The organism is Streptomyces sp. NBC_00464, assembly GCF_036013915.1.
In the GTDB taxonomy this organism is placed as follows: domain Bacteria; phylum Actinomycetota; class Actinomycetes; order Streptomycetales; family Streptomycetaceae; genus Streptomyces.
The window spans coordinates 1,980,258-1,992,293 of record NZ_CP107899.1; the positions used below are offsets into that span (position 1 = coordinate 1,980,258).

The 12,036-nt window shown below is 72.3% G+C and carries 13 protein-coding genes; 11 read left to right on the forward strand and 2 right to left on the reverse strand.

Translation table 11 applies throughout. The features are described from left to right. The first annotated feature begins 78 nt into the window (after positions 1–78). From OG912_RS08455 to OG912_RS08475, 5 genes are all read left to right on the forward strand, one after another. Entirely contained in the window at positions 79–894 is an 816-nt protein-coding gene (locus OG912_RS08455) for a hypothetical protein (protein WP_327708824.1), read from the forward strand. After that, positions 891–2,231 carry a HAMP domain-containing sensor histidine kinase gene (locus OG912_RS08460; RefSeq protein WP_327708825.1) on the forward strand — a complete coding sequence of 447 codons (1,341 nt, stop codon included), beginning with the start codon at positions 891–893 and terminating at the stop codon, positions 2,229–2,231. The genes OG912_RS08455 and OG912_RS08460 overlap by 4 nt, the downstream gene beginning before the upstream one ends. An 82-nt stretch (positions 2,232–2,313) precedes the next feature. Beyond that, positions 2,314–3,693 carry an FtsW/RodA/SpoVE family cell cycle protein gene (locus tag OG912_RS08465; protein WP_327708826.1) on the forward strand — a complete coding sequence of 460 codons (1,380 nt, stop codon included), beginning with the start codon at positions 2,314–2,316 and terminating at the stop codon, positions 3,691–3,693. A 34-nt stretch (positions 3,694–3,727) separates the two neighbouring features. Continuing rightward, positions 3,728–5,185 carry a peptidoglycan D,D-transpeptidase FtsI family protein gene (locus tag OG912_RS08470; protein WP_327708827.1) on the forward strand — a complete coding sequence of 486 codons (1,458 nt, stop codon included), beginning with the start codon at positions 3,728–3,730 and terminating at the stop codon, positions 5,183–5,185. Positions 5,186–5,229: 44 nt separating this feature from the next. Next, a complete protein-coding gene (locus OG912_RS08475; RefSeq protein ID WP_327708828.1) occupies positions 5,230–6,327 on the forward strand; it encodes an amidase family protein in 1,098 nt (365 codons plus the stop codon). Between the two features lie 54 nt (positions 6,328–6,381). Here OG912_RS08475 and OG912_RS08480 read toward each other — a convergent pair whose 3' ends face one another. Beyond that, positions 6,382–7,272 (reverse strand): ADP-ribosylglycohydrolase family protein, encoded by an 891-nt coding sequence (locus tag OG912_RS08480; protein WP_327708829.1) that lies wholly within the window; start codon positions 7,270–7,272, stop codon positions 6,382–6,384. An 88-nt stretch (positions 7,273–7,360) separates the two neighbouring features. Between OG912_RS08480 and OG912_RS08485 the strand changes: the two genes are divergently transcribed. The 3 genes from OG912_RS08485 to OG912_RS08495 are packed head-to-tail and all read left to right on the forward strand — an operon-like array spanning position 7,361 to position 8,643. Further along, entirely contained in the window at positions 7,361–7,897 is a 537-nt protein-coding gene (locus OG912_RS08485; protein WP_327708830.1) for a GNAT family N-acetyltransferase, read from the forward strand. A gap of 12 nt (positions 7,898–7,909) precedes the next feature. After that, the gene (locus OG912_RS08490) at positions 7,910–8,092 is read left to right on the forward strand and encodes a hypothetical protein (protein WP_327708831.1); all 183 of its coding nucleotides are present in this window, start codon (positions 7,910–7,912) and stop codon (positions 8,090–8,092) included. Further along, entirely contained in the window at positions 8,089–8,643 is a 555-nt protein-coding gene (locus OG912_RS08495) for a DinB family protein (RefSeq protein ID WP_327708832.1), read from the forward strand. Before OG912_RS08490 ends, OG912_RS08495 begins: the two co-directional genes overlap by 4 nt. A 20-nt stretch (positions 8,644–8,663) precedes the next feature. Here the strand turns inward: OG912_RS08495 and OG912_RS08500 are convergent, their stop codons facing one another. Continuing rightward, positions 8,664–9,773, reverse strand: coding sequence for a ferritin-like domain-containing protein (locus tag OG912_RS08500; RefSeq protein ID WP_327708833.1), 1,110 nt, complete (start codon positions 9,771–9,773; stop codon positions 8,664–8,666). Positions 9,774–9,952: 179 nt separating this feature from the next. Here OG912_RS08500 and OG912_RS08505 point away from each other — a divergent pair, with 179 nt between their 5' ends. The 3 genes from OG912_RS08505 to OG912_RS08515 all read left to right on the forward strand — a co-directional run bounded on the left by OG912_RS08505 (position 9,953) and on the right by OG912_RS08515 (position 12,019). Then, on the forward strand, positions 9,953–10,888 hold the full coding sequence (locus OG912_RS08505; protein ID WP_327708834.1) for an AurF N-oxygenase family protein: 936 nt from the start codon (positions 9,953–9,955) through the stop codon (positions 10,886–10,888). Between the two features lie 26 nt (positions 10,889–10,914). Beyond that, positions 10,915–11,667, forward strand: coding sequence for a TetR/AcrR family transcriptional regulator (locus OG912_RS08510; RefSeq protein ID WP_327708835.1), 753 nt, complete (start codon positions 10,915–10,917; stop codon positions 11,665–11,667). An 85-nt stretch (positions 11,668–11,752) separates the two neighbouring features. Beyond that, on the forward strand, positions 11,753–12,019 hold the full coding sequence (locus tag OG912_RS08515) for a hypothetical protein (RefSeq protein ID WP_326738739.1): 267 nt from the start codon (positions 11,753–11,755) through the stop codon (positions 12,017–12,019). Positions 12,020–12,036 lie beyond the last annotated feature (17 nt).

A 12,036-nucleotide genomic window follows, 5' to 3' on the forward strand; every position in this document is an offset into this window, starting at 1 on the left:
GAATAAGGTCTACGGAGCCGGGGCCGTGCGCAGGCACGTGCGGTCCGGCCCGGCCGGCCGTCGGAACGGGAGGAAGACATGCGTCCGCAGCACCGGACGGGGCGCCGCACGGCTGCCGCCGTCGCGGCTTTCACCGGTGCCGCGCTGCTGGCCGGCTGCGGCACCGGCGGCGAGCTGAAGAGCGCCGGACGGACCCCGGCCGCCATCGGTCCCGCCCGCCTCTGGCCGGAGCTGCCGCCCGCCTCCGCCGCCCCGTACGACTACGGCGAGGGCGAGACCGCCCATATCCCCGGGATCACCGTCCCGGGCGGCGATGTGCACCGGCTGGACCCGGTGGAGGTGGTGCAGGCGGGGCTGAACGCCCGTCCGGACCGGTCCAGCGGCACGGCCGCGCTCCCGGCCGAGACCGTACGGCGGATCAACGCCTGCCGGACCGCGCCCGCGTCCTGCCCGGTGATGAAGCCGTACTTCCGCGATCTGACGGGCGACGGCCGGGACGAGATGGTCCTCGGCATCCAGCTGGCCGACCGCCAGCTCTCCGTACGCGTCTACATGCCGGAACCCAGTGGGCTCACCCGGATCATGTCGACCTCCGACGCCGTGATCAGCGTGGAGCTGGCCGGCCGGGACCTGATCATGCGGGCACCGTCGGCCATCACGGGGTACGAGTACCGCACGGCCTGGTCCTGGGACGACCAGCAGCGCGCCATGCTGCCCACGCAGGACGAGATCCTGCGGATGACCCCGCGAGCCGACCCGGGCCGTCGGCGCACCGAGACCGCCCGCCCCTCCGCCCGGCCCTCCGCGGTGCCGACCACCGGAGCGACCCCGGCACCCGGTACCGCAGCGCCCACCGCCGCCCCCTCGGCGGTCGTCACCGCGGAGCGCCGGTGAGCGGCCGGCGGACCGGCGCGACCCGGTCCCGGCGCCCCCGGCGGCTGCGCCTGCCCGCCTGGACCGCCACGCTCACCTGGAAGTCCGCGGTCTTCATCACCGTGATGTGCTGCGTGCTCGCCGCCCTGCTGGGCGTGCTGGTGCACACCGCGGTCACCCGGCAGACGGTCGGCCACGCCCGGGAGAAGGCGCTGGCCCGGCTGGAGGACGTCACCGCTGCCTACGAGGCGGGCGGGGCCCTGCCGCCGCGTTCCGGGATCGATCCGCCGGGGCTGCCCGAGCCGCTGCGCGCCCTGGCGGCGGGCGGCGAGCGCGGCACCATGGTCGCCGACCACCGCGGCCGCCCCACGATGTGGGCCGCGGCCCCGGCCGACGGTCACGCCCTGGCGACGCAGATCGACTACAGCCAGAGCGCCCGCGTCATCAACGGCATGGACGGGGCGATCGTCGGCTCCTCGCTCCTGGCGATCGGCGCCACCCTGCTCGTCGGCGCGTTCTCCGTCACCCGGGTCACCCGCCGGCTGCACCAGACCGCACGGGTGGCCCGCCGGATCGGCGCGGGCGATCTGGACGCCCGGGTCAACGACCCCCGCACGGCCGACCCCTCCCGGCGGCAGGACGAGGTGGCGATCGTCGCCGGAGCGCTGGACACCATGGCCTCGACGCTCCAGCGCAAGCTCGTCGCCGAACAGCGTTTCACCGCCGATGTGGCGCACGAGCTGCGCACCCCGCTGACCGGTCTGTCGGCCGCCGCCGAACTGCTGCCGCCGGGCCGCCCATCGGAGCTGGTGCAGGACCGGGTCCGGGCGATGCGCGCGCTGACGGAGGACCTGCTGGAGATCTCCCGGCTCGATGCACGTACCGAACAGGTCGATCTCGATGTGCACGAACTGGCGCCGCTCGCCGAGCGGGTGGCGCGTGCCTCGGGCCCCGGCACCGAGGTCAGGGTCGCCGGGGACGGGCCGCCGGTGCGGGTCGAGACGGACAAACGGCGGCTGGAACGGGTGCTCGGCAATCTGATCGCCAACGCGCACCGGCACGGCCGGCCGCCGGTGGTGCTGACGGTCGACGGGCCGGTGGTGACCGTACGCGACCACGGCGAGGGCTTCCCGGACTATCTGCTCGCGGGCGGCCCGCAGCGCTTCCGCACCGAGGGCGGCACCAAGGGCCACGGCCTCGGTCTGACCATCGCCGTCGGGCAGGCGGAGGTGATGGGCGCCGGGCTGGCCTTCGAGAACGCCCCGGACGGCGGGGCGGTGGCCCGGCTGACGCTGCCGGAGTACGTACACCTGGACCACGACGACGAGGAGCCGCCGCACTCCCCCACCGGCATGTGACGGCCCGTCGGCCTCCGGACCCACGAACTCCCACACCATGACATAAGGGAAATAACACCCACCTCTTGCTACGTTGCCTGGCATGACCGCACCGACGGTGGACGCACCCCCGCCCGAGCTGCGCCTGCCCAAGCGGCGCGGCGTGGAACTCTCGCTCCTCATCGGGGCCGTCCTCATCTCCGTCTACGGCTACGCGGCCGTCGGCCTGGCCCACGACGACGCGGTCCCGCCCGACGTCGTCGGATACGGCGGCGGACTCGGACTGCTCGCCCTGCTCGCCCATCTCGCCGTGCGCTTCCGCGCCCCGTACGCCGATCCGCTGCTGCTGCCCATCGCCGTCCTGCTCAACGGTGTGGGCCTGGTGCTGATCTACCGGCTCGACCTGGAGACGCCGAAGGACCAGGCGGCGCCCACCCAGCTGATCTGGTCCACGCTCGGCGTCGCCTTCTTCATCGCCGTGGTGGTGTTCCTGCGCGACCACCGGGTCCTCCAGCGCTACGCCTATCTCTCCGTCGCCGCCGCCCTCGTCCTGATGATCGTGCCGATCTTCTTCCCCGCGGTGAACGGCGCCAAGATCTGGATCAGGGTCGGCGGATTCTCCTTCCAGCCCGGCGAGTTCGCCAAGATCCTCCTTGCCGTGTTCTTCGCCGCCTACCTCGCGGCGAACCACAACGCCCTCGCGTACACCGGCCGCAGGATCTGGAAACTCCAGCTGCCCACCGGCCGGGTGCTCGGCCCGATCGTGGCGATCTGGCTGATCAGTGTCGGCGTCCTGGTCCTGGAGCGCGATCTGGGCACCTCGCTGCTGTTCTTCGGTCTGTTCGTGATCCTGCTGTACGTGGCGACCGGCCGGACCGGCTGGATCGCCGTCGGGCTGCTGCTGGCCGCCGTCGGCGCGTTCGTGGTCGGCTCCTTCGAACCGCATGTGCACAGCCGGGTGCAGGACTGGCTCGACCCGTTCGCCTCCATCGACGCAGGCCAGGGCCCCGGGCAGCTCGCCCAGTCGCTGTTCGCCTTCGCCGCTGGCGGGATGCTCGGCACCGGTCTCGGGCTCGGCCACTCCATCCTCATCGGTTTCGCCGCCAAGTCCGACTTCATCCTGGCGACGGCCGGCGAGGAGCTCGGCCTGACCGGGCTGACCGCGCTCTTCATGCTGTACGCCCTGCTGGTCGCGCGCGGCTACCGGGCCGGGCTCGCCCTGCGCGACGCGTTCGGACGGCTGCTCGCCATCGGCCTCGCCTCGATCCTGGCGCTCCAGGTGTTCGTGATCGCGGGCGGGGTGATGGGGCTGATCCCGCTGACGGGCATGGCGATGCCGTTCCTCGCGCAGGGTGGTTCCTCGGTGGTCACCAACTGGATCATCGTGGCGCTCCTGATCCGGCTCAGCGACGTGGCCCGCAGACCGCACCCCGACGAGGTCGAGACCGGCGTCGTCGCAACGGCCCTGGAGGACGAGCTGTGATCCCGCACCCGTCGACCGCCCGGAGGCCCCGGACATGATCCGCTACATCCGCCACGCCGCCGCGTTCTGTCTGCTGCTGCTCGTGGCACTTCTGGTCAACGCCGCCCGCATCCAGGTCTTCGAGGCCGACGAGCTCGACGACAACTCCGCCAACCGCCGCACCACGATCGACCGTTACGACCAGCCACGCGGCAACATCCTGGTCGGCGGCCGGTCCGTCACCGGCTCCAAGGACACCGGCGAGCAGCTCGCGTACGAACGCACCTACCGCAACGGCCCGCTGTACGCGCCGGTGACGGGGTACGCCTCGCAGACGTACGGCACCACCCTGATCGAGCACGCCGAGGACTCGATCCTCTCCGGCACCGATCCCATGCTCGCGCCGCTCCCGTTCTGGAACGAGATCACCCGCGACAGGCAGCCGGGCGGCGACGTCGTCACCACGATCAAGGACTCCATGCAGCGCGCCGCCTACGAGGGGCTCGGCGGGCGCCGGGGCGCCGTCGCCGCCATCGAGCCGACGACCGGCAAGATCCTGGCCCTGGTCTCGACCCCGTCGTACGACCCCGGGCGGCTCTCCGGCACCGGCTCGTCCGTCACCGACGCCTGGCGCGAGCTCAACGCGTCCACCAGCCAGCCGATGCTCAACCGGGCGATCCGGCAGACGTATCCGCCCGGCTCCACGTTCAAGATCGTGACGGCCGCTGCGGCGCTCGACGCCGGCGTCGTCAACGATCCGGACGCCGAGACCGACACCCCCTCCCCCTACGTCCTGCCGGGCACCTCGACCACGCTGCCCAACGAGGCGAGCGGCTGCGAGCAGGCGTCGCTGGCCGAGGCGATCCGGGTCTCCTGCAACACCGTGATGGCGCACCTCGGGGTGGAGGTCGGGCTGGACGGCATGGTGGAGGCGGTCGGCAGGTTCGGCTTCAACGACACGGGGCTGACGATCCCGTCCGGGGTGGCGAAGAGCAACTTCGACACGGAGATGAGCGACGACCAGCTGGCCCTGTCCTCGATCGGCCAGTTCGACACGACGGCGACCCCGCTCCAGATGGCGATGGTGGCCTCGGCCGTGGCCAATGGCGGCGACCTCATGCGCCCGCACCTGGTGGACCGTACGACCACACACAGCGGCTCCACCGTCCGCACCACCGGGTCGCGTTCGTACCACCGGGCGATGAATCCGATGACGGCGACGCAGTTGCGGCAGATGATGGTCGACGTGGTGCAGGACGGCACCGGCACCAATGCGGCGATCGACGGGGCGACGGTCGGCGGCAAGACCGGTACGGCCCAGCACGGTATCGACAACTCCGGTACGCCGTATGCCTGGTTCATCTCCTGGGCGCAGGCGGACGGATCGGCGAGGCCGGCGGTCGCCGTGGCCGTGGTCGTCGAGGACGCGGCCGCCGACCGGGCCGACATCAGCGGCGGGGGAAGCGCCGCGCCGATCGCCCGCTCGGTGATGGAGGCCGCGCTCGACGACTGAGCCGGTGACGGGTTCCGGGGACGCGGACCGGGAAGACTGAGCCGGTGACGGACTTCAGGGATGCGGCGGCCTCCGATGCGCTGGCCGCGATCGCGCGCGAGGACCCGCGGCTCTGCGCGTTCACCGACGTGTGGCGCGAGGAGGCGCTCGCCCGGCTGCCGGCGGCGGCCCGGCTCCCCCTGGCCGGGCTGCCGTTCGCGGTGAAGGGCCCCACCGGGATCCGTTCGTACGCCGCCCGGCGCATCGTCGCGGCCGGTGGCGTCCCCGTCGGCTCGACCTCCGTACCGGGCCCCGGCACGCACTGGAAGACCTGGGGACTGGGCGCCCATGGACGTACGGTCAACCCGTGGCGGCCGGACCGGACGCCGGGCGGCTCGTCGGCGGGCTCGGCGGTGGCGGTAGCGGCGGATCTGGTGGAGCTGGCGACGGGCAGCGACGGGGCGGGGTCGGTGCGCATCCCGGCCGCCTGGTGCGGGGTGTTCGGGCTGAAGACGACGAACGGGCTGCTGCCCTCCCCCGACCGTTCCGGCCTCGCCTCGGCCGGGGTCCTGACCCGGACGGCCGCGCAGGCGCGAGCCTATCTGCGCTGCGTCCTGGACGACGACGCCTACAGGGACGGCTACGGGGACGGGCCGGAAACGGCCGCACTGCCCCTGCGCGCCGTCTACAGCCCGGACCTGGGATTCGCGGACGTCGACCCGGAGGTGGCGGCGGTGGTGCGGGGAGCGGTACGGAAACTGGCCGCAGCGGGGGTGGTGCGGCTCGCGGACGGCGGCTGCGAGCTGCTGGACCCGGGGGCGGCCTGGCAGGCCGTACGGATCGGGGAGGTGCCGCCGCACCTCGGGGAGGTCCGGCGCGAGAACGACCGCAGACTGGACGCCTTCTTCGCGGGCACGCCGCTGCTCCTCACGCCCGTCACCCCCAACCGCCCGCACGGCCACGACGGTCCGGGCGAGCTTTTCTCCACCGCGCTGACCTGGGCGTTCAACCTGAGCGGGCATCCGGCGGCGAGCGTGCCCGCCGGATTCACCCCGGACGGCTGCCCGGTCGGGCTCCAGTTGGTGGCGCGACCCGGCGCGGACGCCGCGCTGCTCGCCATGGCCTGTGCGGTGGAGGACGCGCTGGGCCCCGTACGGCCTTGACGGACGGCGATGGCGGGCAGCGCCCCGGCGGCGGAGCCCGGTCAGCCGGCTCCGTCAGTTCAGCGGCTCGCGGCGTCGCAGCCACTCGGCCGGCATCCCCTCGACCCCGGTGACCGCGCCGACGACCCCGCCGGTGATGGCGCACGTGGTGTCGACGTCCCCGAGCCCCTCGGCCGTGGCCCAGAGCGCCGCCTCCAGGTCGTCGGGATGGCGGGCCGCGGTCCACAGGGCGAACGGCACGGTGTCGTCGCAGCGAATGCGCTGCCCGTTGCCGAGCAGGTCGGCGGCCTTCCACGGCTCGGTGTCGAACGGTACGTCCACGGCCCGCAGCAGTCCGTCCCGCACCGCCCCCGCGGGGGTCCGACCGGCGACCCGGGCCAGCGTGAACTCACCGCGCACCGCCATCGCCGCCGCCACGGCGACCGCCACCGCGCCCGCGATCCCTTCCGGATGGGCGTGGGTGACCTCCGCCTGCCGCGCGGCCTGTTCGGCCGCGTGGTCGACGTCCCGGTGGAATCGCGCCCCGAGCGGGGCGACCCGCATCGCGGCACCGTTGCCGAGGCTCCCGCCCTCGAACAGCTCGGGGGCCAGCGTCCGCCAGTCGGCCGGGGACGTGAGCAGCTCGGGCAGCAGGAGGTGCATGCCGTGGCCGTACCCGCGTGCCGGATCGGCCTCGAAGGCGAGCGCGAAGTACAGCGCGAGCCGGTCCTGCTCGACATGCCCGTGGTCGTCGAGCACCCGCTGCAGCGCACGCGCCAGGGCGGTGTCATCGGTCCAGTGCCACACGGGCTCGTGCGGTGTGCGGCGCGCCCTGATCTCGTTGTACGCCTGCCGGGGCTGCCGGAAGAGCGGGAACCACCGCTCGCCGAACGCGTCCCCGAGTGCAAGGCCTTCGAGACTGCGGCGGGCGGCGGCGGGGTCCGGGGCAACGGTGGTGGAGGACATGGCCCCATCCTCCCGCCGCCCGCCCGGGGCCGTACACCTGATTTCGGCCTCGCCGCGGCCCGCCGCGGCCGCATGTGATCCTTGCTCCATGAACGATCGACGCGTCCCTTCCGTCGTCCGGCCTCCGGCGCACACGCTCTCCAGCGTGAACGGGCTGTCGGCCCTGCTCACCGACTACCACCTGCAGACGGAGGCGGAGAAGGGCCGGCCCGTCGCGGACGCGGCCGGCTTGCCCGACCGGTACCGGGCGGAGGCCGAGGATCCGGACCGCGCGTTCGCCGACGCCGCCGTGCTCGTCGCGCAGGACGGTGACACCGCCGCGGGCTGCGTCGTGGTCACCGCCCCCGTGGACGGGCGCGTGGAGATCAAGCGGCTGTGGACGGATCCGGGTTCCCGCGGCCGGGGTGTTGCCTCCGCCCTGCTCGACGCCGCGCTCGCACACGCCGCGCGGGGCGGGGCGCACACCGTCCGGCTGTCGGTGTGGCAGTGGCGCACGGGAGCCGTCTCGCTCTACGAGCGGTTCGGCTTCGTCGTCACCGCGCCGTGGGACGAGCGGGCGGGACTGATCTGCATGGAGCGAGCGGTGGCCGCTCCAACTCCCTGTACAGAGCAGGGCCGTTCGTAGATCGTTGCTGCCGTGACAGAAACGAACGGCCCGAATGACTGGCCGGGCAGCATCAGCGCACTCACCCTGTTCACCGAAATGGTGCTCGCCGACCGCGGTGTGACGCTGCTCAACGGGCCCGTGGACCGGCCCTGGGGCATCCGTACCGCCGGCTTCCGCGACCCGGGCGGCCACATCCGGGAGATCGCCCGATGACCGCGGCACAAGCCCCGTCCGACGCCCCGTCCGAGGCCCCGGACACGGCACAGTCCCCGGGCGCCGAGATCCGCGCCCTCCTGTCATCCCTGGACGGGCAGCGCCGCCATGTCCTCGGCATCCTCGAAGGGCTCGACGCCGAGGCCCTGCACATGCCCGTGCTGCCGTCCGGGTGGAGCTGTCTGGGGCTCGTCCGGCATCTGGCGCTCGACGTCGAACGGTTCTGGTTCCGCGCCGTGTTCACGGGCGACCCGGCCGTGATCGCCGCCCTCGCCGAGATCGACGACGCCTGGCAGGTGGCCCCCGACGCCGACGCCGCCGAGGTCCTCGACCTGTACCGCGCGCAGACGCGCCTCGCGGACGCCGTCATCACCACGGCCACGGCCGACGCCCCGTTGGCCTGGTGGCCCCACGAGCAGTTCGGCGACCCGCATCTGCACACGCTGCGGGACGTCCTGCTGCACGTCATCACCGAGACCGCGTGCCACGCCGGCCACCTCGACGCGGCACGCGAACTCCTCGACGGCCGGCGGTGGCTGGTCCTGACGTAGGGCGTGAGGGCCCGGCGGGGTCAACGGTCCGCTCCGCCCTCCGCTATCGCCTCCGCGACCTCCGCCACCCGCGCCCGCTCCTCCGCCTCGAAGCGCTCCCGGTCCAGCTCCTCGGCGATCTCCTCGTCCTGGGCCATCAACAGGTCCAGGTTCGAGTCGCCGAGCTCGAAGACACCCATGTCGACGTACGCCTTCTGGAGGCGCTCGCCCCACAGGCCGATGTCCTTCACACACGGGACGATGCGGCTGAACAGCAGCTTCCGGAAGAGCTGGAGGAACTCCGAGTGCTCGGAGAGGTCCTTCGCCTCCTGCTTGCCGATGCCGAAGTTCTCCAGCACCTCCACCCCGCTGAGCCGGTCGCGCATCAGATAGCAGCCCTCGATGACGAACTCCTCGCGTTCACGCAGTTCGGCATCGCTCAGCTGCTTGTAGTAGTCGCGCAGCGCCATCCGGCCGAAGGCGACATGGCGGGCCTCGTCCTGCATGACGTAGGCGAGAATCTGCTTGGGCAGCGGCTGCGTCGTGGTGTCGCGGATCATGCCGAACGCGGCCAGGGCCAGGCCCTCGATGAGGACCTGCATGCCGAGGTAGGGCATGTCCCAGCGCGAGTCGCGCAGGGTGTCGCCCAGCAGCCCCTGGAGGTTGTCGTTGATCGGGTACAGCATCCCGACCTTCTCGTGCAGGAACCGGCCGTATATCTCCGCGTGCCGGGCCTCGTCCATGGTCTGGGTCGCGGAGTAGAACTTGGCGTCCAGATCGGGGACGGACTCCACGATCCGGGCCGCGCAGACCATCGCGCCCTGCTCCCCGTGGAGGAACTGACTGAACTGCCAGGAGGTGTAGTGCTTGCGCAGCTCGCCCCGGTCCTTCTCGGTCATCTTCGCCCAGTGCGGGGTTCCGTACAGGGTGAGAGCCTCGTCGGGAGTACCGAGCGGATCGGCGGGGTCGACCTCGATGCTCCAGTCGATGCGCTTGTTGCCGTCCCACTGCTTGTCCTTGCCTTTCTGGTACAGGGCGAGGAGACGCTCACGGCCGTCGTCGTAGTCCCAGCTGAACCGGGCGGCACCCGAGGCGGGCACCGTCCACAGCGGCTGCTCGGGGGCGGTGGTGTAGAGGTCGTGTGTCGACACGGACGGCTCCTTCGCCTCGCAATGCTCCGGTAAGTCACCTGAACCCTGGCTCAGTTGGCAGGTTCACACGTTGGTAGACGCCGGGTCAACAAGTCGCGCACAAGGGATTGACGGCCTTGCTGACAAGTAGTCTCATAATGAGTGACCGTCGGTAACCCATGGGAGAGGTGCGTCCAGCCATGACGACCGTGACCGAACGCGACGTGCAGTTGCTCCGCGACGCACTCGGCCCGCTCCGCGACCGCGAGCAGATCGCCGAACGGCTCCTGGAAGCCTCCGCCAAGCACTCGTTCGACCCGGACAAGGAGCTCGACTGGGACGCGGCGGTCGAGGACGGCAAGTGGTTCTGGCCGCCCGAGCTGGTCTCCCTCTACGACACCCCGATGTGGAAGCGGATGTCGCTGGAGCAGCAGCAGGATCTGGCCCGGCACGAGTCCGCCTCGCTGGCCTCGCTCGGCATCTGGTTCGAGATCATCCTCATGCAGCTGCTGGTCCGCCACATCTACGACAAGCCCGTGGTCAGCAATCACGTCCGCTACGCACTCACCGAGATAGCCGACGAGTGCCGCCACTCGTTGATGTTCGGCCGCATGATCACCTACGGCGGGGCGCCCTGCTACCCCGTGCCGCGCCGCTACCACAATCTGGCCCGGGTGCTGAAGACCGTCTCCACGACACCCGGTTCGTTCGCGGCGACACTGCTCGGCGAGGAGATCCTCGACTGGATGCAGCGCCTGACCTTCCCCGACGAGCGTGTCCAGACCCTGGTGCGCGGGGTGACCCGTATCCATGTGGTCGAGGAGGCACGGCACGTCCGGTACGCCCGCGAGGAGTTGCGCCGCCAGATGGTGACGGCCCCGCGCTGGGAGCGCGAGCTCACCCGGGTGAGCTGCGGGCAGGCGGCCCGTGTCTTCTCCGTCTGCTTCGTCAACCCGCAGGTGTACGAGAACGTCGGCCTGGACCGGCAGGAGGCCGTGGCCCAGGTACGGGCGAGCGGGCACCGTGCGGAGGTCATGCAGTCCGGGGCCAAGCGGCTGACGGACTTCTTCGACGACATCGGTGTCCTCAACGGGGTGGGACGCAGGCTGTGGAAGAGCTCCGGCCTCCTCGCCTGAGCGCACCGGCGCTTACGCTGACCCGTATGACCCCTGCCGCAGCCGCGCCGCCCAGCCGTGCGTACCGAAGGCTCAGCGTCGAGGAACGCCGCACCCAGCTCCTGGGCGCGGCGCTCACCCTCTTCGCGCACCGGGCCCCCGACGAGGTCTCGCTCGACGAGGTCGCGACGGTCGCCGGGGTGTCGCGCCCGCTGGTCTACCGCTACTTCCCCGGCGGGCGCCAGCAGTTGTACGAGGCGGCCCTCAGGTCCGCCGCGGAGAAACTGATCATGTGCTTCGCCGAACCGGCCGTCGGCCCGCCCACGGAACGGGTGACGCGGGTCCTCGACCGCTATCTCGCCTTCGTCGACGAACACGACGCCGGCTTCAGCGCGCTGCTGCGCGGCGGCAGCGTCGCCGAGACGTCCCGGACGAGCACGATCGTCGACGAGGTACGGCGGGCGGCGGCCGAGCAGATCCTGCTGCATCTGGGCCGGGGCGCGGGCAGCGAACCCGCGCCCCGGCTGCGGATGATGGTGCGCACCTGGATCGCGGCGGTCGAAGCCGCTTCCCTGATCTGGCTGGACGAGGGGAAGCAGCCGGCCGCGGCCGATCTGCGCGACTGGCTCGTCGACCAGTTCATCGGGCTCCTCGCCGTCACGGCCGCCACGGACGCGGAGACCGCGTCGGCGGTGGCCGCACTGCTGCCGCTGGAGACCGCGGCCGGCCCGGCCGGCCGGCTGGCGGACCGGCTGGCGCCGCTGATCGGCGCGGCCGGGCATCTGCTGCCGCCTGACTGATCAGTCCGCCGGGCATCTGCCGGCGCCGGACTGATCAGTCCGCCGGGCATCTGCCGGCGCCGGACTGATCAGTCAGACTGGGGCGGTGAGAAGCGAGAACACCCCCTTCACCGGTGGCCCGCTGGACGGGCGGGTCCTGCCCGTCCTCGTCGGCGCGACCGGTCACCCGCCCAAGTGGTACGAGGTCCCGGTGCCGGCCGCCGACGGCGGACCGGCCACCGTGTACGCGTACCGCAGGGTCCCGGCCGGCCACACCAAGCGGCTGGGGATCCAGCGGGGCTGGGTGTACGAGTACGCCCCGGACGGCCGCGAGCGCCACAGCCCCAAGTGGCCCTGGTCGAAGCCGGGGTGACGAGCCCGTCGCCGCCA